Raw genomic sequence first — 21,310 nt, 5'->3', positions numbered from 1 at the left:
GGCCGGGGTGGATGCAGCGGCAGCAGGCTCGGCGGCGGCAGCGGGAGCAGGGGTGGAACCCGACTCGTACGCGGCGAGCTTCGCCTTCAGCTCGGCGTTCTCCTCGAGGGCCTTGCGCCACTCGATGACGATCTCGTCGAGGAAGTCGTCGACCTCGTCCGGGTCGAAGCCGTCCTTGAAGCGGACGTGCTGGAACTGCTTGGTGACGACGTCATCCGGGGTAAGTGCCATGGGTGGCTCCTCTTTCGATGAGTTCGATTGCCAGTACCGATGTATGGCGTGTTCGTGATGTGGCGCGAACCCGGGGCGCGCACCTGGGTGCCAGCATAGCCCCCGAGCCTTGGGGTCGCGATGCCACGACACCCAGGCTCGGAGAACTCGCAGCCGTCCCCGGGCGCGACACGCGGGGTGGTCAGCGGATGAACAACCGGACGATGTTCATCAGGATCAGGACGACCAGAAGGGTCAGCGCGAAGCCGAAGTCCAGCGAGAGCTGACCGATGCGCAGCGGAGGGATGATCCGCCGGAAGAACCGGATGGGCGGATCGGTGACGGTGTACACCGCCTCCGCGGCCACGAGGCCGAAGCCCTTCGGACGCCATTCCCGATTGAACATCGGGATGTAATCCAGGATGAGCCTCGCGAAGAGCACGAGGATGTAGACCAGCAGCACCAGATGGACGATGCTGGCGAGGACCGAGACCAGCTGCACGGTCTACGAGTGGTCGAAGCCCGCAGACTCGGCGTCTGCGTGCGCGATACCCCCGTGACCGGACACCGCGATGTTCTCCGGCGAGAGCAGGAAGACCTTGGAGGTCACCCGCTCGATCCGGCCGTAGAGGCCGAGGGAGAGACCGCTCGCGAAGTCGATGAGGCGGCGCGCGTCGGCGTCGCTCATCTGGGAGAGGTTGATGATGACCGGGACGCCCTCGCGGAAGCTCTCCGCGATCAGCTGGGCGTCGCGGTACTGCTTCGGGTGGACGGTGAGGATCTCGTTCACGGCTCCTGCTGCGGGCTGGCGGACGGCGACGGGACGGCGGAGCGGCGTGACGGGGGCCGGAGCCGGCTCTTCGCGCTCACGTTCGCGCTCGCGCTGGGCGCGCGTGGGTGCCGGCGTCTCCTCTTCGTAGACCTCTTCCTCGTCGGCGAGGCCGAGATACACCATGGTCTTCTTCAGCGGGTTACCCATCGTGTCCTCCGGTTCGAACGTTTCGGGCTGGTCTTGTCACAGGTTAACCCCGGGCGGGGCGCGGTCCCGTGATTGCGGAACCGATCCGCAGGTGTGTCGCGCCGGCGGCGATGGCCTCGGCGAAGTCGCCGGTCATCCCGGCGGAGATCCACGTCGCGTCGGGAGCGACGGTCCGCACGTCGGCGGCGATGTGGTGCAGACGGGCGAAGGCGCTCGCGGGGTCCTCGTCGAGGGGTGCGACGGCCATCACGCCCCGGAGCCGCAGCGAGGGCAGGCTGAGCACGTGCTCGGCCAACGCCACCGCCGACGCCGGCGCCACCCCTCCCCTGCCCTCGTCCTCGGTGAGGTTCACCTGCACGAGCACGTCGAGCACCTCGTCGGTCTCTGCGGCACGATGCAGGGCGTCGGCGAACCGGTCACGGTCCACGGAGTGCACGACGTCGGCGCTCCGCCTGATCGCCGCGGCCTTGTTCGTCTGTCCCTGTCCGATGAAGTGCCACTCGAGGTCGAGCGCGGAGAGCTCGCCCGCCTTGGCGGTGAGCTCCTGCTGTCGGTTCTCCCCCACCGCCTGCACCCCGAGTGCGTGCAGATCGCGCACCAGCGAAGCGGGGTGGAACTTCGTGACGACGATCCGGGTGATCTCCGCGGGAGACCGCCCGGCGGCACGCGCGGCGTCGGCGATCTTGTCGTCGATCGCCGACAGCCGCGCGGCCAGATCCGATGGCGCCGAGGCGCCGACCGGTGTCGTCACTTCAGGAATTCGGGGATGTCGATGTCGTCGTCGGCGAAGGCCGGCTCGATGCTCGTCGCCGGTGTGCGCGGTGCCGCGGACGCCGGGGCGGGCTCGGGCGTGCTCTTCTCGGCCGCAGGCTCGCTGGTCTCCGACAGCGCCACCTCGGGAAGGGATGCGGTCGAGGGACGCGAGACGACCATCGGGTCCAGTCGCAGCGAGGGCTCCCCGCCGTCGAAGCCCGCGGCGATCACGGTCACCCGCACCTCGTCGCCGAGCGTGTCGTCGATGACCGTACCGAAGATGATGTTGGCCTCGGGGTGCGCGGCCTCCTTGACGAGGTCCGCCGCGTCGTGGATCTCGAAGATGCCGAGGTTCGAGCCACCCTGGATCGAGAGCAGCACCCCGTGGGCGCCTTCGATGGAGGCCTCGAGCAGCGGCGACTCGACGGCGAGCTCCGCCGCCTTGATCGCGCGGTCGGCGCCGCGGGCCGAGCCGATGCCCATCAGGGCGGATCCGGCTCCCTGCATGACCGACTTCACATCGGCGAAGTCCAGGTTGATGAGACCGGGGGTCGTGATGAGGTCGGTGATGCCCTGCACACCGGCGAGGAGGACCTGGTCGGCGGTGGCGAACGCCTCGATCATCGAGATGCCGCGGTCGCTGATCTCGAGCAGACGGTCGTTCGGGACGACGATGAGGGTGTCGACCTCTTCCTTCAGCTTCGCGACGCCCGCCTCGGCCTGGCTCTGGCGGCGACGCCCCTCGAAGGAGAACGGCTTCGTGACGACACCGATGGTGAGCGCACCGATCGACTTCGCGATGCGGGCGACGACGGGAGCGCCACCCGTTCCGGTGCCACCGCCCTCTCCGGCGGTGACGAAGACCATGTCGGCGCCGGTCAGCGCCTGCTCGATCTCCTCCGCGTGGTCCTCTGCGGCACGACGACCCACCTCGGGGTCGGCACCGGCACCGAGGCCGCGGGTGAGCTCGCGGCCCACGTCCAGCTTGACGTCGGCGTCGCTCATGAGCAGCGCCTGGGCGTCGGTGTTGACGGCGATGAACTCGACTCCGCGGAGACCGAGCTCGATCATGCGGTTGACGGCGTTGACGCCGCCACCGCCGACGCCGACGACCTTGATCACGGCGAGGTAGTTCTGGTTCTGGCTCATGGCCGGCCTCCGATTAGTAGAGCCTGGAAGGGGGAACCTTAAACCTCAACTAGAGGTGTAAAGTATTTCCCGGTATTGCGTTCTCTCAGATCGAAGGTAAGCGCCGCCCGCCCGCGCGCCCGCAACGCCGTGGGCGTGTCGCGCCATTCCTGCGGAAAGCGCTCAGCCGACGACCGCGACGTCGGGCGAGGTCACGTCGATCGACGAGGCCGTGGGGTTCTTCACGAGCGCCGCGGAGAGCGCGAGCGCCTTCAGCGCGCTGTCTTCCTCGCTCCCCCACACGACCGTGAGGCCGGAGTCGAGGGTGAGGGTCACGTCGTCCGCCGTCGAGGCACGGACCCCCGTGAGGGCGCTGCGGATGTCGGCGGGGAGGGCACGCACGACGAGCCCGGCGCTGCGGAACGCCGAGGAGTCCACGCCCCCCTCGACCTCCACCAGCGGCTGACCTGCCGGGCGCTCCTCGGTCGTCGAGAGCGCGACGCCCGCGGCGTCGACGAGGGTGAAGCCGGCATCGGACTCGATCACGCCGATCGGTGTGCGCTCGACGATACGGACCGTGAGGTCGTGCGGGGGTCTCGCCTCCAGCGCGTAGGTCTCGATGAGCGGGAAGGCCAGCAGCGCGGCCTTGACCTCACTGGTGTCGACGAGCGCGAGCGGCGTGCCCATCTGGTCCGCCAACGCGCCCTCGATCACCGCCGGATCGATCGTGGTCGTCCCGGTGACCGTGATGCGCTCGACCGCGAAGAGCGGACTGTAGGCCGCCGCGACGCTTCCGCCGATCAGCAGCACGATCGCGCCGACGACGCTCAGCCAGGTGATGCGGCGCCGACGCGAGCGCTGGGTGAACCGACGGATCTCCGCGCGGAGGGCCTTGCGACGCGCGCGCGCAGCCCGCCAGACGTCCATCGAGGAGCTCGGGACGGCCGCTTCCTGCTCCCCCTCGACCCCGGGGGCGCCGAGATCGTCCTGGACAGCCTCGTCCGCCGGCGACGGAGCGGCACCGCGGCGGCGGCGGCTGCGCGCGGATGCGGCGTCCGTCTCCTCCGGTGCATCCGGGGCGCTCGGGAGCGGGGGCGGCCGGCGCATGGGCTACGCCCCGTCGGTCCGGCGCAGCGAGTCCAGCACCTGCGGGATGATCTGATAGACGTTGCCGCAGCCGAGGGTCACGACGAAGTCGCCGTCGGTCGCCACGGATGCCGTGTAGTCGGCCGCCTCCTGCCAGTCGGCGACGAAGTGCACACGGGAGGGGTCGTGGAACGCGCCGCTCACCAGCTCGCCGGTGACGCCGGGCACCGGATCTTCTCTGGCGCCGTAGACGTCCAGCATCACGGTGTGGTCGGCGAGCTCCTCCAGGACGTCCGCGAACTCCTGGTACATGTGCTGCGTCCGCGAGTAGGTGTGCGGCTGCTGGATCGCGATCAACCGTCCGGAGCCGGCGATGCTGCGCATGGCTTCGAGCGCCGCACGCACCTCGGTCGGGTGGTGGGAGTAGTCGTCGTAGACCGTGACCCCGCGCTCCTCGCCATGACGCTCGAGACGACGGACGGTCCCCGCGAAGCCTTCGACGGCGCGCACGGCGTCGCGGAGCGGGTGGCCGAGCGCGAGCAGCACGGCGACCGCCCCGGTGGCGTTGATCGCGTTGTGCACGCCGGGGACGGCGAGCTGCATGCGCTCGGTCTCGCCGCCGTGCGAGACGACCGCGGCGACGGGACCTGCCGTAACGATCTCGCTGACTCGGACGTCGGCACCCTCGGCCTGACCGAACGTCAGGACCCGCGGGTGGGACAGTCCTGCCAGGACCCGGAGCGCGCCGGGGTCGTCGCTGGAGATGACGACCGCCTCCGACGCGGCGTCCGCGAAGCGCACGAAGGCGTCGTGGAAGGCCTCGTCCGAGCCGTAGTGGTCGAGGTGATCGGGGTCGACGTTCGTGATGAGCGCCACCGCCGTGTCGTAGAGGAGGAAGGTGCCGTCCGATTCGTCGGCCTCGATGACGAAGAGGTCGCCGCTCCCGGTGGCGCTGGACGTGCCGAGCTGCTCGATCACGCCACCGTTGACGAAGTGCGGATCGGCGCCGAGGTCACGCAACGCGGTGACGATCATGCCCGTCGAGGTCGTCTTGCCGTGCGCGCCCGCCACCGAGACGAGGCGCCGCGTGCCGATCAGCCAGTGCAGCGCCTGGGACCGGTGGATGACGTGGAGGCCCCGCTCCTTGGCGGTGACGAACTCGGGGTTCTCCGGCCAGATGGCGCCGGTGTGCACGACCGTGTCGGCGTCGCCGAGGTGGGCGGCATCGTGACCGACGTGGACCGTCGCCCCCGCGGCGGCCAGCGCCCGCAGGTTGTCGCTGTCGGCACGGTCGCTGCCGGAGACGCGGATGCCCGCGTCGAGGAACATCTTGGCGAGTCCGCTCATCCCGGATCCACCGATGCCGATGAAGTGCGCGGCGGTGATCGTGTCGGGGATGGGGAGGGAGAGGTCGGGTCTGATCATGTCCGCTTCAGTCTACTTTTCGTTCGCGTCCGGTCGGCGGCGTCACGCCGCACCGAGGGCACGATCGATCATCGCCACGACGTTCTCGGTCCCGGTGCGGGTGCCCGCGGTCTCCGCGGCCTCCGCCATCCTCCGGATGCGGTCGGGATCGCCGAGCAGCGGCACGACGATCCGCCGGACGGCGTCGCCGTCGAAGGTCGCGTCGTCGAGGAGCTGCGCGGCACCGGCGGCCACGGCCGACCCGGCGTTCAGACGCTGCTCCCCGTTGCCCACCGAGTACGGCACGTACAGCGCGGGGATGCCGAGCGCGCTGATCTCGCTGACCGTCGCCGACCCCGAGCGCGACACGATGAGGTCGGCCAGCGCGAACGCGAGATCCATGCGGTCGACGTACCGACGGAGGGCATAGCCGGCGACGCCCGGATCGGGAAGGTCGCTGCGCTCCCCCGTCACGTGCAGCAGTTGCCAGCCGGCGGCGAGGACGTCGCGCCAGGAATCCGCCAGAGCGTCGTTCAAGCGCTGCGCTCCGAGCGAGCCGCCGAAGACGAGCAGCACGGGGCGATCGGGGTCGAGCCCGAAGTACTCCGCGGCCTCGGCACGCCGAGCCGCCCGGTCGAGCGTGATGACCTCGCGCCGCAGCGGCATGCCGACCACCTCGCTCCCGCGGAGGGGCGTCCCGGCGAACGCGACGCCCACGCCCGCCGCCGCACGGGCACCGAGCACGTTCGCCAGCCCGGGCTTCGCGTTGGCCTCGTGGACGACGAAGGGCACGCGCTCGCGACGCGCGGCGACGTAGGCGGGTGCGGAGGCGTAGCCGCCGAAGCCGACGACGACGTCGATGCCGTGCTGACGGATGTGCGCGCGCACCTGCGCGATCGCCCGACGGAACCGCGCGGGGAACGCGGCGGCCTGCGCGTTCGGCCGCCGCGGGAACGGCACCTTGTCGACGATGAGCAGCTCGTAGCCGCGCTCGGGGACGAGGCGGGACTCCAGGCCTTCGGCCGTGCCGAGCACGAGGATCGTCGCGTCGGGGTCGCGCTCGCGGAGCGCGTCGGCGACGGCGAGCAGCGGATTGACATGGCCGGCGGTGCCACCGCCGGCGAGGAGGTACGAAGTCACCTCGCGACCCTACCCCGCTCGGCTGACTGCTTCTCGGCGACCGGGATGGTCCGAGCGAAGGCCAGCAGCACACCGCAGGCGATGAGCACCGCGAAGAGCGCCGTCCCACCCTGGGACATGAAGGGAAGCGGCACGCCCATGACGGGGAAGACCCCGATGACGACGCCGATGTTCAGGACCGCCTGGCCGACGATCCAGACCGTGATCCCCCCGGCCGCGACGCGGATGAAGGGGTCCGAGGTCTTGCGGATCACGTGGAACGCGCCCACCGTGAAGAACGTGAAGAGGGCGAGCACCACGATGCAGCCGATCAGCCCCAGCTCCTCGCCGACGATCGCGAAGATGAAGTCGTTGCCGGCGGCGGGCAGCCACCCGTACTTCTCCTGGGAATTGCCGAGACCGAGGCCGAAGACACCGCCGGAGGCCATGCCCCAGATGCCGTGGATCGACTGGTAGCAGTCCGTGTAGTACAGCGCCATGTCGTCGCAGGTGGCGGTGATGCGGCGCATGCGGTCCTCGCTGGAGAGCGCGTACGCCAGCACCGCGACCACGCCCAGGATCATCGGGATGATGAACAGCCGCAGCTTCACGCCGGAGAAGAAGAGGCAGCCGAGGAGGATGAGGACCATCACCATCGCGGTGCCGAGGTCCTTGCCCGCGAGCACGGTGCCGATCGCCAGCGCGCCGACCGGCACGACGGGGATGAAGACGTGGTGCCAGGTGCCGAGCATGGTCTGCTTGCGCAGCAGCACCGCGGCGATCCACAGGGCGAGCGCCAGCTTGAGGAACTCAGACGGCTGCATCTGGAAGCCCGCCACCTGGATCCAGTTCCGGTTTCCGCCGTCGGCGATGCCGAGCGGGGTGAACACCAGGAGCTGGAGGACCACCGCGCCGAACAGCGCGGGCCATGCCATGCGCTTGAGGAAGTCCACGGGGAAGCGGCTGATGAGGAACATCATCGGGATGCCGAGCAGGGCGAACACACCCTGCCGGAGGGCGCCGTCCAACGGGTTCTGCGCGTTGGCCACGGCGGTGGCGCTCGTCGCGGACAGCACCATGACGAGGCCGAAGATCGTGAGGAGCAGGGCGGTCGACGCGATCAGCAGGAACTCGGTCGAGACCGGCGTGAACCGGCGCCCGAGCGAGACCCGGGCCGCGAGCCCGCCCGACTCAGACCGCGGAGGGCGAGCCACCTGCGTCATCGGTGCTCCCCCGATCGATCCATTCCTGCACCGCTTCGGCGAAGCGGTGGCCGCGATCCGCGTAGCTGGAGAACTGGTCGAAGGATGCGGCGGCGGGAGCGAGGAGCACGGTGCCCTCCCCGTCGACGATCCCCGCCGCGATCTCCACGACGCGGTTCATGACCTGTCCAGTGTCGCCAGCATCGACCTCGAAGACCGGCACCGTCGGCGCGTGTCGCTCGAATGCCGCGACGACGGCCGTGCGGTCCACTCCGATGACCACCGCTGCGCGCGCGGTCGAGCCGGCGTCCGCGACGAGATCGGCGATGTCGACGCCCTTGAGATCGCCGCCGACGACCCACACCGCTCCGGGGTACGCGCGCAGCGAGGAGGCGGCGGCGTGCGGGTTCGTCGCCTTGGAGTCGTCGATCCAGGTGATGCCGGCGTGCCGCGCGACGACCTCGATGCGGTGCGCGTCCAGCCGGAAGCTCTGCAGCGCCCCGTGGATGGCCTCGGGCTCGATTCCGAGGGACCGGGCGAGGGCACTGGCGGCGAGGATGTTCTGCACGATGTGCGGGGCGGACAGCCCTGCCGCCTCCAGGTCGGCGACCGTCGTCAGCTCCAGCGCGCTGCGCGCGCGGTCGTCGAGGAAGGCCCGATCGACGAGCAGCCCCTCCACGACGCCGAGGTCGCTCGGCCCGGGGATGCCCAGGTCGAAGCCGATGGCACGAGCGCCCTCGACGACCTCGGCCTCCTCGACCATCCGCCGCGTGGCCTCGTCGGCCTTGTTGTAGACGCAGGCGACGCGGGTGTTCCGGTAGACCAGTGCCTTCGCGTCCCGGTACGCCTGGGCGCTGCCGTGCCAGACGAGATGATCGTCGGCGAGGTTGAGGCAGACCGCGGCGTGCGGGAAGAGCTCCCCCTCCGGGCGCGACAGGCCGAGATACCAGAGCTGGTGGCTGGAGAGTTCGACGACGAGCACGTCGAAGCCGGCGGGGTCGCGGACCGCGTCGAGCACGGGGACGCCGATGTTACCGCAGGGTGCGGCACGCAGCCCGCCGGCGACGAGCAGCGTCGCCGTGAGCTGGGTCGTCGTCGTCTTGCCGTTGGTCCCGGTGATGAGCACCCAGTCGGCCGGCGTGCCGTCCGCGCGGAGGACCTTGTCACGCACCCGCCAGGCGAGCTCGACGTCGCCCCAGAGCGCGATGCCCTCGTCCTGGACCCAGCGGATGACGGGGTGCGACGGAGCGAAACCCGGGGAGGCGATGACGACCTCGGGCGCGAACGCCGTCAGCGCCTCGGGCACCGCGTCCAGCGGACCGAGCTCCAGCCGGGCGCCGATGACAGGGAGCAGACGGGCGTACTCCTCTTCCGCCGACGCGCTGAGCACGAGGACGTCGGCACCGAGCTCGGCGAGGGTGTCGGCGACGGAGAAGCCGGTCATGGAGAGGCCGAGGACGGCGACGCGCAGGCCACGCCAGTCGGCGTGCCAGCTCGTCAGCCCGGCCAGGCGCTCAGCCGACACGGGTCAGCCATTCGACGTAGAAGAGCCCGACGGCGGAGACGGCGAGCAGACCCGCGATGATCCACATGCGCACCACGATGGTGACCTCCGACCATCCCCGCATCTCGAGGTGGTGGTGGAACGGGCTCATGAGGAAGAGCCGCTTGCCGCGGGTGATCTTGAAGTAGGCGCGCTGCAGGATCACGGATCCGGAGGCGAGCACGAAGACACCGGCGATGATGAGGAGCAGCAGCTCGGTGCGGGTCATGACCGCCATCGCGGTGATGACGCCGCCGATGGCCATCGAACCCACATCTCCCATGAACACCTTGGCCTTCGGGGCGTTCCACCACAGGAAGCCGATGAGGCTGGCGGCGAACGACGCCGAGATGATGGCGAGGTTGAACGGGTCGCGCACCTCGTAGCAGCCGCCGAGGGAACCGGGGTCTCCGCCGATGCAGGGCTGCTTGAACTGCCAGAACGCGATGAGGCTGTACGCACCGACGACGATCACGCCCGCACCGGCGGCGAGGCCGTCGAGGCCGTCGGTGAGGTTGACGCTGTTGGAGGTCGCGACCCCGATGATCGAGATCCAGGCGAGGTAGAGGATCCAGCCGAGGATGACACCGAACGCGAAGAGGTTCAGCCACGTGATGTCGCGGAAGAGGGAGATGGACGCACTGGCCGGCGTCTGCCCCCACTTGTTCGGGAAGTTCAGCGCCACGATCCCGAACGGGATCACGACGATGAGCTGCCCGATCACCTTGCGCCACCCGGAGAGCCCGAGGCTGCGCTGGCTGCGCACCTTCATGTAGTCGTCGATGAACCCGACCACGCCGAAGCCGACCATGAGCCAGATGACGAGGATCGCGGACAGCGCCGGGGTCTCGCCGCTGACGAGGACGCCGGTGAAGTAGCCGACGATCGAGCCGAGGATGAAGATGACCCCGCCCATCGTGGGCGTGCCACGCTTGGCCTCGTGGCTCGGGTTGCCGGCGGCTTCCGGGGTGCGGATGACCTGCCCCCAGCCCCACTTCCGGAAGAGCCGGAGGAAGACGGGAGTCAGGAAGAGAGTGAAGGCGAGCGAGATGGCCGCCGCCATGATGAGGGACCTCACGAGAACAATTCTCCCAGACGATCGCCGAGATGCCGGAGGCCCACGGAGTTGGACGACTTCACGAGGACCCGGTCGCCGTCGCGCAGCTCGGTGCGGAGGTACTCGAACGCGGCGTCCTGGTCCGGCAGATGCACGGCCTCGCTGTCCCACGATCCCTCGCCGACGGCGGCGAGGTACAGCCGACGGGCCTCCGGGCCGACCACGACGATGCGCCGGATGTTGAGGCGCACCGCGAGGAGGCCGATGCGGTCGTGCTCCTCCCCCGCGCTCTCGCCGAGCTCGCTCATCGCGCCGAGGACGGCGACGGTGCGCTCGTCGGGGCCGGTGATCTGGGCGAGGGTCCGCAAGGCGGCTGCCATCGAGTCGGGGCTGGCGTTGTACGCGTCGTTGATGATGCGGACGCGGTCGTTGCCCAGGGGCTGCATGCGCCAGCGCTCGGCGATCTCGACGGTCTCCAAGCGGGCGACGGCGTCGGCAGCGGCCACACCGAGCTCGACGGCCGCGGTGATCGCGGCGAGGGCGTTCGTGACGTGGTGCGCGCCGAGGACGCGCAGCCGCAGCGGCAGCTCCTCTCCCGCGGCCTCGATCACGCACTGCGTGCCGGAGGCCGAGACCTCGATGTCGCGCGCGTGCACGGCGGCCGCGGCGGACTGGCCGAAGCCGACGACCCGGAGGCTGCGGCTCTCCGCGAGCTCGCGCATCGCCCACACCCGGGCGTCGTCGGCGTTGAGCACGGCCGTGCCGGGCACGCGGGCCGCGGCGACGAGCTCGGACTTGGCCTTCGCGGTGGCCTCGATGCCGCCGAAGCCCCCGGCGTGCGCCATCCCGACCATGAGCACGACGACGAGGTCGGGCTCGACGAGGCCGGCGAGCCGCGCGATGCTGCCCGGCGCGGCGGCGCCGAACTCGCTCACGAGGAAGCGGGTGTCGTGCGTGACGCGGAGCATCGTCACCGGGGCGCCGACCTCGTTGTTGAAGGACTTCACCGGAGCGACGGTCTCACCCTCGTCCTCGAGGATGCGGGCGAGGAAGTTCTTGGTCGTCGTCTTGCCGTTGGAGCCGGTGATGCCGACGATGCGCAGGTTCCCGCCGGCGCGCACGCGCGCCACGACCTCGCGGGCGAGGTCGCCGAGCGCGGCGACGGCATCCGGGACGACGATCTGTGAAACCGGGACGTCGACCGGACGCTCGACGATCGCCAGCACCGCGCCGGCTTCGACGGCGGCGCCGACGAAGCGGTGTCCGTCCGTCTCGGCTCCGGGCTTGGCGACGAAGATCGAGCCCGCCTCCATGGTGCGGGAATCGGTGTCGACGATGCCGTCGACCACCGTCTCCGGCGTGTGCTCTCCGGCCACGCGCAGCTCACCACCGACGGCGGCGGCGATCTCAGCGAGCGTCAGGGCGATCATGTCATCTCCATGCGCGGCTCTCGCCGGCTATCCGAACTTGGGGAGGAGCGCGTCCATCGGGACAGAGGACGGCATCACGCGATAGGTCTTCATCACCTGCGTCATCGCCTTCTGGAAGGCGGAAGCGGTGGCCGCGGACGATACAACCTTAGTCGGCTCGTCGAGGGTCACCACGACGACGTACTGGGGGTCGTCGACGGGAGCGAAGCCCACCATGCTGGTGTAGTAGACGCCCGCCTTGTAGCCGCCCTTGCCGTCGGACACCTGTGCGGTACCGGTCTTGCTGGTCACGCGATAGCCGGGCACCTGGATGCGATCCGCGTTCCCGCCCTGCACGGCCACGTTCTCGAGCATGCGCGTCAGATCGGCCGCGGTCTGCTCCTTCACGATCTGCTCGTGCTTCGGCTTCGGGGTCTCCGTGACCGTCCCGTCGGGTGCGGTGCAGGACTCGACCATCGTCAGGTCGATCTTCTCCCCGCCGTTGGCGATGGCCTGGTACGCGCCGGCGAGTTGGGGAGCCGTCACGGTGAAGTACTGGCCGAACGTCGTCGTGTAGAGCGACTGGCTGTCCCAGTCGCTCACCGGGTGGAGGATGCCCCCCACCTCGGAGGGGAAGTCCAGCGTCTTCTGACCGACGCCGAAGCGCTGCAGGTAGTCGTAGCGGACCTCGGGGGCGACCATCGTGCCGAACTTCGACAGCGCCGTGTTGGACGAGTCGATCAGTCCGCCGGCCAGCGTGTAGTTGTACGCGGGGTGGCTGAACGCGTCGTTGACCACGGCGCCGTTGGGGAACGTCTCCCGCGACGAGGCCGTGACGGTGCTGAGCGGAGTGAGGCCGGCACCCTCCATCGCCGCCGCCGCCGTGATCGCCTTGAACGTCGAGCCCGGCTCGAAGTCGCGGTGGAAGATCTGGCTGTAACGGGTCTCCGGCGTCGAGGAGTCCAGGTCGTTGGGGTCCATGGCCGGCCACTCGGCGGCGGCGCGGATCTTGCCGGTGCCCACCTCGACCACCGTCACGGTCCCGCCCTTCGCGCCCTGCTTCTGGGCCTCCTCGCCGACCATCTGCTGGAGGTACCACTGGAGGTCGCTGTTGATCGTGAGCTGCACGGTGCCGCCGTTCACGGCGTCGGTGACGGACTCGCTGCCCGGGATCACGACCCCGTCCTTGCCCTTGCGGTACGTCTTCTCACCGTCCACGGGCGCGAGGCACGACTCCTCGAGCTGCTCCACACCGGCTTTGGCCTCGCCCGTGTTGTCGAGGAAGCCCAGCACGTTGCCGGCGACCGCGCCGTTCGGATAGACCCGCGTCTCGCGCGGCTTCAGCGCCAGGTAGGACCCGAGGCCGAGGTCGCGGAGCGCGATGTACTGCTCGGTGTTCAACCCGGTCTTCAAGGGCGCGTACTGGCTGTTCGGGTTCTCGGCCAGGGCGTCCGAGACCCGCTTGCGGATCTCCTCGCCCGGCACGCCCGTGATCTCGGCGATCTTCTCGGAGGCCTCGGCCCACGGCAGCGCCGGGTCCTTCTCCTCCGTGAGTCGGATCACCTGCGGGCTGAGCTGGGCGTCGTACACCATGACGCTCGACGCGAGGACGGTGCCCTCCGCGTCGACGATGGAGCCGCGCTGTCCGGGGATCGTCGACCCGTCCCCGATGTGCTCGAGGGACTGGCTGACGTGCTCGTCGGCGCTCACGACCTGGATGTCGATGAGGCGGACGACGAACGCCACCAGCACTGAGAGGATGACCGCCAGTGCGACGACGGTGCGTCGCCGCGGTCCGCGCGTGGCTCGTGTCGTCATGGGATCTCTCCGTCGATCGGGATGGTCAGTGGGTCGTGGGGCTGGGGAGGCCGTCGGTGAGGGCGGGCGGCAGATCCGTCGCGGGCGGAGTGCCGCCTGTGGACTCCTCCGCGGTCTGCTCCGCCGCGGGCGTCTCCTCGGTGACGAGGACGTTGCCGACGGCCGCCGGTCCGTGGGGGTCGACCGTCGAGATCCCCTCCGCGCCGGCACCGGCGCCGAAGACCGCGCCGTCGCTGAGACGCAGATACGAGGGCGCTCCCGCGACGACCATGCCGAGGTCGGCCGCATTGCCGGCGAGCACCTGCGGAGAGCTCAGACCCGTGAGCTCCTCCTTCAGTGCATCCGTGCGGAGATCGAGCTCGCGCTGCTGGGAGGTGAGCCCGGCGAGGGTGAACGAGTCCTGCGTGATGGCCAGGGAGAGTCCGACCTGCGCGGCACCGATCGCCAGGGCTCCGCCGAGGGCGACGAGCGCGTAGGCGAGCTTCGGCTTCCGCCGCCGCGCCGGCGCCGTCACGGGCTGGAGGCGGCGCTCCGGGGTCTTCTCCGGGACGACCGGCTGCAGCGGCAGGGTCGGCTTGCGGACTGCGTTCATGCTCATGCGCTCTCCCGCACCTTCTCGGCGGCGCGCAGGCGCACCGGTATCGCACGCGGGTTGCGTGCGCGTTCTTCGTCGTCGGCGAGTTCCGCCCCCTTGGTCAGGATGCGGAATCGGGGGGCGTGCTCCGGCAGCTCGACAGGGAGGCCGGCGGGTGCCGTCGAGGAGGACGCGGCGGCGAAGGCCTGCTTCACCAGCCGGTCCTCGAGGGACTGGTAGGACATCACGACGATGCGACCGCCGACGGCGAGAGCGTCCATCGCGGAGGGGATGGCGTCCGCGAGCACGTTCAGCTCCGCGTTGACCTCGATGCGCAGCGCCTGGAACACGCGCTTCGCGGGGTGCCCCGCACGCTGTGCCGCGGCGGGCGTCGCCGCCACGAGGATGTCCACGAGCTCCCCGGAGCGGGTGATCGGCTGCTTCTGGCGGGCGTCGATGATGAAGCGGGCGTACCGTGCGGCGAGCTTCTCCTCGCCGTACCGCTCGAAGATGCGGCGCAGGTTCCCCTCGCTGTACGTCGCGATGACGTCGGCGGCGGTGATGCCCTTCGTCTGGTCCATCCGCATGTCGAGCGGAGCGTCCTTGGAGTACGCGAAGCCGCGTTCGGCCTCGTCCAGCTGCAGCGACGAGACGCCGAGGTCGAAGAGGATCCCGGCGGCGCCCTGGGCGTGCAGACCGATCTCGTCGTAGACCGTGTGGACGAGCGTGACGCGGTCGCGGAACCGGGCGAGCCGCTCCCCCGCGATCTTCAGCGCGTCAGTGTCGCGGTCCAGGCCGATCAGACGGATGCCGGGGAAGCGCTCAAGCAGCGCCTCCGAGTGCCCGCCCATGCCGAGGGTGGCGTCGACGAGCACGGCGCCGTCCTCCCGGAGGGCCGGCGCGAGGAGCTCGACGCAGCGGTCGAGCAGGACGGGGGTGTGGATGTCGCGGAGGTTCATGATCTCTCTCGGGTCCGACCTTCGGCTCTGATCCCCCTCCGCTTCTCGACCCGGCACCGGGGAAGTGTGTCGGGGCGGGAGCGGCGGGGCATCACAGCCGTGGTCAGAACAGTCCGGGAATCACCTCCTGCTCCAGCTCGGCGTAGGACTCCTCGCCGGCGGCGAGGTAGGCGTTCCAGCTCTCCGCATCCCAGATCTCGGCGTGGGCGCCGACTCCGGTCACGATGAGCTCCTTCTGAAGACCCGCGTACTGACGCAGGTGGGCGGGGATGGTGATGCGGTTCTGGCTGTCGGGCATCTCCGCACTGGCACCGGAGAGGAACATGCGCATGAAGTCACGCGCCTGCTTGTTGGCGAGCGGGGCCTGACGGATCCGCTCGTGCATCGCCTCGAACTCGGCCGTGCTGAAGACGTAGAGGCACCGCTCCTGACCCCGGGTGACGACGATGCCGCCGCCCAGGTCCTCGCGGAACTTCGCGGGAAGAATGACCCGTCCCTTGTCATCCAGCTTCGGTGAGTGCGTGCCCAGCAGCATCGGCCATCACCCCCTCTCCGTCCGGCCAACTCGAGGTGCGCCCCACTTTACTCCACTTTCCTCCACATTCCTACGATGAATCCCGCGTATCGCGCCGCGGTTCGCAACCCGCACGCTCACGACCCGCGAGATTCCGCGGTGGAGCAAGGTGGAGGGCCAGTGGAGGGCCAGTGGAGGAGTCAGACGGCGTCAACGGACCGAAGACACGAAAAAGCCCGGATGCTCAGCATCCGGGCTTCGTGGTGGAGGAGAAGGGAGGGGGCTCAGTGACCGTCCTGGCGCCGATCCCACCGGTCGTTCATGCGATCCATGAAGGAGGAGGAGTCCTGCCGCTTCGGGGCGGTGCGCGTGCGGGTCTCTGCCGGACCGCTGCGCCGGACCGGGGTGACGGCCAGCATCACTCCGCCGAGCATGGCCGCGAATCCGATGACGCCGACCACGATGCCCCAGACGTCGCCGAGGATGACACCCACGACCAGTCCGCCGATGCCGGCGAGCAGGAGGAGGGCCCCGTAGACGAGGTTGCGATAGCTCAGCGTGCGATCACCCGACGGCGCGCTCACGACGTCGGCGTCATTGTGCAGGAGATGGCGTTCCATCTCGTCGAGCAGACGTTGCTCCTGTTCGGAGAGTGGCATCTCATCCCCCTCGGGTATCGTGCCCTCCAGTCTACGCGCGAGCAGCGTCCGGGGCTAGCGGTTCCCGCCTCACATCCTTTACGTATGCTGGGAGTCGTGCCGTCCCCCTCCCCCTCCGTCGCTGAGGCCGTAGCCGCGCGACTGGACCTCTTCCTCGACCGCATGCGAGCCGAGTCGGCCGAGTACGGCGAGGACGCCGCCGCCTTCCTCGCCGCGGCGGCGGACACCCTCTCCGGCGGCAAGCGCCTGCGCGCCCGGTTCTGTCACGCCGGGTGGCGTGCGGTCGCCCGGTTCCGCGATCGTCGCGCGGTCGAGGACGACCACCTGTGGGACGCCTGCGCCGCCCTCGAGATCTTCCAGTCCGCCGCTCTCGTCCATGACGACCTGATCGACAACTCGGACACCCGTCGAGGACGCCCCGCCGCCCACCGCGCACTCGAGTCCTCGCACCGCGCCGCCGGATGGTGGGGCGACGCCGCCGCCTTCGGGCGCGCCGGATCCGTCCTGCTCGGCGATCTCCTCGTGGCCTGGAGCGACGACCTCCTGGAGTCGGCGCTCGACGGGCACGCCGAGGCGAGGACCGTGCGGGTGGAGTATGCCCGGATGCGTCGCGACGTCACGACCGGGCAGTTCCTCGACATCGCCGAGGAGTCGGCGTGGAGCGTGAGCGACGACCGCGAGCACGCCGAGCGGGCGCTCCGCGTCGCCTCGCTGAAATCGGCGCGCTACAGCATCGAGCAGCCGCTGGTCCTCGGAGCGAGCCTGGCCGGCGCCGATGCCGAGCAGACGCGGGCGCTGCGCCGCTTCGGGCATCCGCTCGGTCTCGCCTTCCAGCTGCGCGACGATGTGCTCGGCGTGTTCGGCGACGCCGCCGTCACCGGGAAGCCCGCGGGCGACGACCTGCGGGAGGGCAAGCGGACCGTGCTCATCGCCTTCACCAGGGAGCGCCTGGACACCTCGGCCCGCCGGGTGCTCGACGAGATGCTCGGCGATCCCGACCTGTCGGCATCCCAGGTCTCCTTCCTGCAGGAGACGATCGCCGGAACCGGGGCTCTGGACCGCGTCGAGACGATGATCGCCGACTACGCCAGGGACGCCAACCGTGCGCTGACCGGCGCGCGCCTCGACGACGCAGCGGTCGGCGAGCTGCGCGACCTCGCCAGGGCCGCCACCGTGCGATCCTCCTGAGCAGGCTCAGGCGAGCGTGCGCGCGAGCCGGCGCACCTCGCTCTTGTGCCCCGCGAGGAGAGAGGCGATCGGCGAACGCCCGAGGGTCTCATCTTCGGCGAGCAGCCAGTCGATGAGCTCGTCGTCGGAGAACCCGGCGTCCTGCAGCACGATGATCGTTCCGCGCAGCGAGCTCAGCGGCTGTCCGTCCACGATGAACACGGAGGGGACCGCGAAGACACCGCTGCGGCGCGAGCCGACGAGGTAGTGCTCGTCGATCAGGCGTCGCACGCGACCCAACGGCTCGCCGAGGACCTCGACGAGGTCGGGCATGGTCAGCCACTCGAGCGCGGAATCAGGGGTTGCAGCGACGTTCTCAGACACGGTGCCACTATCTCACCTCCACGGCCCGGTCGCATGTTCGTCACTTTCGCCCCATGCGTCACACCCGTCACTTCTGTTGACATCTCTATACATCCGTGTCAGCGTGAAGTGCTCGAAAAGGGGGCCCGACGTGATCCTGCAGACAGCCGTGGCCGGCGCTCTCGCCGCCACCCTGACGGCGACACCCGCCGCCGCACCCGCACCACCGCTCGCACCGCACGAACGCCAGCGCGTCGCTCCGACGCGCGTCGTCCCCACGCAGAACGTGCCGCCGGGGCACGTCGTGCAGCCGGGCGACACGGTCGCCGGCATCGCCGGGCGGTACGGGCTCCGGACCGCCGACGTCCTCAGCTGGAACGGGCTCTCGATGCGCTCCGTGATCTACCCCGGGCAGACTCTCTCCCTGCGGGCACCTGCGGCGGCTCCGGCCCCGGCCGCGACACCCGCCACTGCCGCGGCGAAGACGCACGTCGTCGCGGCCGGCGACACGGTGTTCGCCATCGCCCAGACGTACGGGACCTCGGTGAGCGCCGTCCTCGCCGCGAACGGCCTGCCCCAGGGCGCGATCATCTACCCGGGCCAGAAGCTCGTCGTGTCCGCGGGCGCACCCGCCGCCCCCGCGGCCGCTCCCGCCGCAGCGCCGTCGACGCCCGCCCCCGCACCGGCCGCCGCCACGCACACCGTGGCCGCCGGTGAGACGCTGTTCTCGATCGCGCAGAAGTACGGCACCACGACGCAGTCCCTCTTCGCCTGGAACGGCCTCGAAGCCTCGTCGATCATCTATCCCGGTCAGAAGCTCGCCGTCCAGGGTGCTCCGGCGCCGACGCCCGCCGCCGCCCCGAGCGGCCAGCACACCGCCGCCCTGAATGCGGAGCAGGTGGCCAATGCCTCCCTCATCATCCGCATCGGCCGTGAGCTGGGCGCCTCCGACCGCGCGATCGCCACCGCTCTCGCGACGGGAATGGTGGAGTCGGGTCTGCGGAACCTCGACTGGGGAGACCGCGATTCGCTCGGCCTGTTCCAGCAGCGCCCCAGCACGGGCTGGGGCACGCCGGAGCAGATCATGGATGCGGAACGGAGCACGCGGGTCTTCTACGGCGGAACCGGCGATCCCAACGGCGACGTCACCCGCGGTCTGTTCGACATCCCCGGGTGGGAGTCGCTGTCCTTCACCGACGCGGCGCAGGCCGTGCAGATCTCCGCCTACCCCGAGCGCTACGGGCAGTGGGAGACGCAGGCGTACGCGTGGCTCGCACAGCACGGGTGACGATTCCGGAAATCCGGATGCGTCGAGGGGTGAGGCGTTCCCGGGGCTTTCAGCCAATCGTCCATAGACTTCTGTCGTGACGACCAACCATCAGGCCGACCCCCTCATCGGGCGGCTTGTCGACGGTCGCTACCGCGTCCGCGCGCGGATCGCCCGCGGCGGGATGGCCACCGTCTACGTCGCCACCGACCTGCGCCTCGAGCGCCGCATCGCCCTGAAGGTGATGCACGCGCACCTCAGCGACGACTCGGCGTTCCAGAGCAGGTTCATCCAGGAGGCCCGCGCGGCCGCCCGTCTGGCCGACCCGCACGTCGTCAACGTCTTCGACCAGGGGCAGGACGGCGAACTCGCCTACCTCGTCATGGAGTATCTGCCGGGCATCACCCTGCGCGAACTCCTCCGCGAGCAGAAGCGCCTGACCGTCGCCCAGACGATCACGATCATGGACGCCGTCCTCGCCGGACTGTCCGCGGCGCACCGCGCCGGGATCGTCCACCGCGACGTCAAGCCGGAGAACGTGCTGCTCGCGGAGGACGGCCGCATCAAGATCGGCGACTTCGGTCTCGCCAGGGCCACCACGGCGAACACCGCGACCGGTCAGCAACTGCTCGGGACGATCGCGTACCTCGCCCCCGAGCTCGTCACGCGCGGCACGGCCGACGCCCGCAGCGACATCTACGCGCTCGGCATCATGCTCTACGAGATGCTCGTCGGCGAGCAGCCCTACAAGGGCGAGCAGCCGATGCAGATCGCCTTCCAGCACGCCACCGAGTCGGTCCCCCGCCCCAGTGTGCGCAACCCCGCGGTCCCGGAGCAGCTCGACGAGCTCGTGCTCTGGGCGACGGAGAAGTCGCCGGACGAGCGGCCCGACGACGCACAGCAGATGCTGGAGCGCCTGCGCGAGATCGAGCGCGAGATCGGCGTCGCCCCCGCGGTGACCCGAACGACCGGCTCCGCCCGCGACCAGGCGGACTCCGGCGACCTCACCAAGGTCATGCCGGGCACGATGGTGCTCCCGGAGCCGGCGACAGCGACCTCCCCGGGGATCGACAACGCCACCATCCTCCGTCGGCGGGCCTCGAAGCGCCGCGCCCGCGGCACCTTCCTGCTGTCCCTCGTGCTCCTGCTGGCGGTCCTCGCCGGCGGCGTGGGCTGGTGGTTCGGCTCCGGCCCCGGTTCGCTCATCGCGGTCCCCGACGTCGCGGGACAGACGTACGACGAGGCGGCGGCCGACCTCACGGAGGCAGGCTTCGAACCGACGCAGCGCGACGAGTTCTCCGTCGACGTCGACAAGGGCATCGTCATCGAGACCGATCCCGGTACCGGCGCCAGGGTCGACAAGGGCACCACGGTCGCCGTCGTCGTCTCCGCCGGCCCGGCCTCGCACGAGCTCGCCGCCGTCGCCGGGCAGTCGGCCGACGACGTCCGCGCGGCGCTGGAGGCGGCGAACCTGGAGATCACCGACGACGAGGAGTTCTTCACGGACGCGGCGAACGGCTCGGTGATCAACGTGCGCATCACGCCTCGGGACGGCGGAGACGCCTTCGGCTGCGAAGAGGGCTGCACGGTGCATGAGAAGGACACCGCGACCATGCAGGTCTCCCGCGGCGCCGTGCCCGACGTCACGGACATGACCGTCGCTCAGGCCACCGAGGCGCTGACCGGCAAGGGACTCAAGGTCGCCGAGGAGAGCATCTACCGCCCGAGCGACTCCATCGGCAAGGACCGCGTCATCGGGTACGCGGACCGCGCCGAGGAGGGAGCCTGGCGACCGGGCGAGACCATCCAGCTCATCATCTCGCAGGGGCCGCCGCTCTTCGACGTCCCCGATGTGTCGGGCATGACGCGCAACGAGGCCACCGCCGCCCTGCGTGACGCCGGCTTCACGTGGAGCTACACGAGCAGCACCGGACTCCCCGACTCCGTCTGGGACCTCCTCGCGAACGAGAACACGCGGGTGGAGTCGTACAGCCCGTCCGAACCGCAGCGCAAGGGCACGAGCATCACGCTCACCATGGGCTTCGCCGGCTGAGACCGAGACGACGAAGGGGCCGGAACATCGTTCCGGCCCCTTCGTG

The 21,310-nt window shown here is 70.3% G+C and carries 21 protein-coding genes; 3 read left to right on the top strand and 18 right to left on the bottom strand.

From position 1 onward, the window contains the following. The 17 genes from BV453_RS05615 to BV453_RS05535 all read right to left on the bottom strand — a co-directional run. Positions 1–231 (bottom strand): DivIVA domain-containing protein (locus BV453_RS05615; RefSeq protein WP_249521076.1); only part of this gene is annotated, 231 nt, incomplete at its 3' end. Between the two features lie 181 nt (positions 232–412). Further along, positions 413–712, bottom strand: a complete 300-nt coding sequence (locus BV453_RS05610) for a YggT family protein (protein ID WP_025105081.1) — start codon at positions 710–712, stop codon at positions 413–415. A 3-nt stretch (positions 713–715) separates the two neighbouring features. Next, positions 716–1,189 carry a cell division protein SepF gene (locus BV453_RS05605; RefSeq protein WP_249521075.1) on the bottom strand — a complete coding sequence of 158 codons (474 nt, stop codon included), beginning with the start codon at positions 1,187–1,189 and terminating at the stop codon, positions 716–718. Between the two features lie 43 nt (positions 1,190–1,232). Further along, positions 1,233–1,940 (bottom strand): YggS family pyridoxal phosphate-dependent enzyme, encoded by a 708-nt coding sequence (locus BV453_RS05600; protein ID WP_249521074.1) that lies wholly within the window; start codon positions 1,938–1,940, stop codon positions 1,233–1,235. Then, positions 1,937–3,091: a cell division protein FtsZ gene (gene ftsZ / locus BV453_RS05595; protein WP_085607884.1), complete on the bottom strand. Its 1,155-nt coding sequence runs from the start codon at positions 3,089–3,091 to the stop codon at positions 1,937–1,939. Before ftsZ ends, BV453_RS05600 begins: the two co-directional genes overlap by 4 nt. Positions 3,092–3,253: 162 nt before the next feature. Continuing rightward, on the bottom strand, positions 3,254–4,177 hold the full coding sequence (locus BV453_RS05590) for an FtsQ-type POTRA domain-containing protein (protein ID WP_249521073.1): 924 nt from the start codon (positions 4,175–4,177) through the stop codon (positions 3,254–3,256). Positions 4,178–4,180: 3 nt separating this feature from the next. Then, positions 4,181–5,581 carry a UDP-N-acetylmuramate--L-alanine ligase gene (murC, locus tag BV453_RS05585; protein WP_249521072.1) on the bottom strand — a complete coding sequence of 467 codons (1,401 nt, stop codon included), beginning with the start codon at positions 5,579–5,581 and terminating at the stop codon, positions 4,181–4,183. A gap of 42 nt (positions 5,582–5,623) precedes the next feature. Beyond that, positions 5,624–6,700 (bottom strand): UDP-N-acetylglucosamine--N-acetylmuramyl-(pentapeptide) pyrophosphoryl-undecaprenol N-acetylglucosamine transferase, encoded by a 1,077-nt coding sequence (locus BV453_RS05580; RefSeq protein WP_249521071.1) that lies wholly within the window; start codon positions 6,698–6,700, stop codon positions 5,624–5,626. Continuing rightward, complete coding sequence (gene ftsW / locus BV453_RS05575; RefSeq protein WP_249521070.1) at positions 6,697–7,902, bottom strand: putative lipid II flippase FtsW; 1,206 nt, start codon at positions 7,900–7,902, stop codon at positions 6,697–6,699. Before ftsW ends, BV453_RS05580 begins: the two co-directional genes overlap by 4 nt. Further along, the gene (murD, locus tag BV453_RS05570) at positions 7,871–9,406 is read right to left on the bottom strand and encodes a UDP-N-acetylmuramoyl-L-alanine--D-glutamate ligase (RefSeq protein ID WP_249521069.1); all 1,536 of its coding nucleotides are present in this window, start codon (positions 9,404–9,406) and stop codon (positions 7,871–7,873) included. The genes ftsW and murD overlap by 32 nt, the downstream gene beginning before the upstream one ends. Continuing rightward, complete coding sequence (gene mraY, locus BV453_RS05565; RefSeq protein ID WP_025105090.1) at positions 9,396–10,502, bottom strand: phospho-N-acetylmuramoyl-pentapeptide-transferase; 1,107 nt, start codon at positions 10,500–10,502, stop codon at positions 9,396–9,398. The genes murD and mraY overlap by 11 nt, the downstream gene beginning before the upstream one ends. Next, positions 10,499–11,911, bottom strand: a complete 1,413-nt coding sequence (gene murF / locus BV453_RS05560; RefSeq protein WP_249521068.1) for a UDP-N-acetylmuramoyl-tripeptide--D-alanyl-D-alanine ligase — start codon at positions 11,909–11,911, stop codon at positions 10,499–10,501. The genes mraY and murF overlap by 4 nt, the downstream gene beginning before the upstream one ends. 27 nt (positions 11,912–11,938) lie before the next feature. Further along, positions 11,939–13,708, bottom strand: a complete 1,770-nt coding sequence (locus tag BV453_RS05555; RefSeq protein WP_249521067.1) for a penicillin-binding protein 2 — start codon at positions 13,706–13,708, stop codon at positions 11,939–11,941. 25 nt (positions 13,709–13,733) lie between these two features. Continuing rightward, positions 13,734–14,306 (bottom strand): hypothetical protein, encoded by a 573-nt coding sequence (locus tag BV453_RS05550; protein ID WP_025105093.1) that lies wholly within the window; start codon positions 14,304–14,306, stop codon positions 13,734–13,736. After that, positions 14,303–15,241: a 16S rRNA (cytosine(1402)-N(4))-methyltransferase RsmH gene (gene rsmH / locus BV453_RS05545; protein ID WP_062766897.1), complete on the bottom strand. Its 939-nt coding sequence runs from the start codon at positions 15,239–15,241 to the stop codon at positions 14,303–14,305. Before rsmH ends, BV453_RS05550 begins: the two co-directional genes overlap by 4 nt. Before the next feature lie 103 nt (positions 15,242–15,344). Further along, positions 15,345–15,776 carry a division/cell wall cluster transcriptional repressor MraZ gene (gene mraZ, locus BV453_RS05540; protein WP_025105095.1) on the bottom strand — a complete coding sequence of 144 codons (432 nt, stop codon included), beginning with the start codon at positions 15,774–15,776 and terminating at the stop codon, positions 15,345–15,347. A gap of 263 nt (positions 15,777–16,039) precedes the next feature. After that, the gene (locus BV453_RS05535) at positions 16,040–16,414 is read right to left on the bottom strand and encodes a DUF3040 domain-containing protein (RefSeq protein WP_025105096.1); all 375 of its coding nucleotides are present in this window, start codon (positions 16,412–16,414) and stop codon (positions 16,040–16,042) included. Positions 16,415–16,576: 162 nt separating this feature from the next. On the opposite strand from BV453_RS05535, the gene BV453_RS05530 reads away from it, so the two are divergent. Further along, a complete protein-coding gene (locus BV453_RS05530; RefSeq protein WP_374209024.1) occupies positions 16,577–17,602 on the top strand; it encodes a polyprenyl synthetase family protein in 1,026 nt (341 codons plus the stop codon). Positions 17,603–17,608: 6 nt separating this feature from the next. Here BV453_RS05530 and BV453_RS05525 read toward each other — a convergent pair whose 3' ends face one another. After that, positions 17,609–17,965, bottom strand: coding sequence for an Rv2175c family DNA-binding protein (locus BV453_RS05525; protein WP_025105098.1), 357 nt, complete (start codon positions 17,963–17,965; stop codon positions 17,609–17,611). 130 nt (positions 17,966–18,095) lie between these two features. Between BV453_RS05525 and BV453_RS05520 the strand changes: the two genes are divergently transcribed. Together BV453_RS05520 and pknB are read left to right on the top strand one after the other, a co-directional pair. After that, positions 18,096–19,232 carry a LysM peptidoglycan-binding domain-containing protein gene (locus BV453_RS05520; protein WP_249521065.1) on the top strand — a complete coding sequence of 379 codons (1,137 nt, stop codon included), beginning with the start codon at positions 18,096–18,098 and terminating at the stop codon, positions 19,230–19,232. Between the two features lie 76 nt (positions 19,233–19,308). Further along, positions 19,309–21,264, top strand: coding sequence for a Stk1 family PASTA domain-containing Ser/Thr kinase (gene pknB / locus BV453_RS05515; protein WP_249521064.1), 1,956 nt, complete (start codon positions 19,309–19,311; stop codon positions 21,262–21,264). Positions 21,265–21,310 lie beyond the last annotated feature (46 nt).

Source organism: Microbacterium sp. ER1 (genome assembly GCF_023383675.1).
In the GTDB taxonomy this organism is placed as follows: Bacteria; Actinomycetota; Actinomycetes; order Actinomycetales; family Microbacteriaceae; genus Microbacterium.
This window is presented reverse-complemented; position numbering and strand designations above follow the sequence as displayed.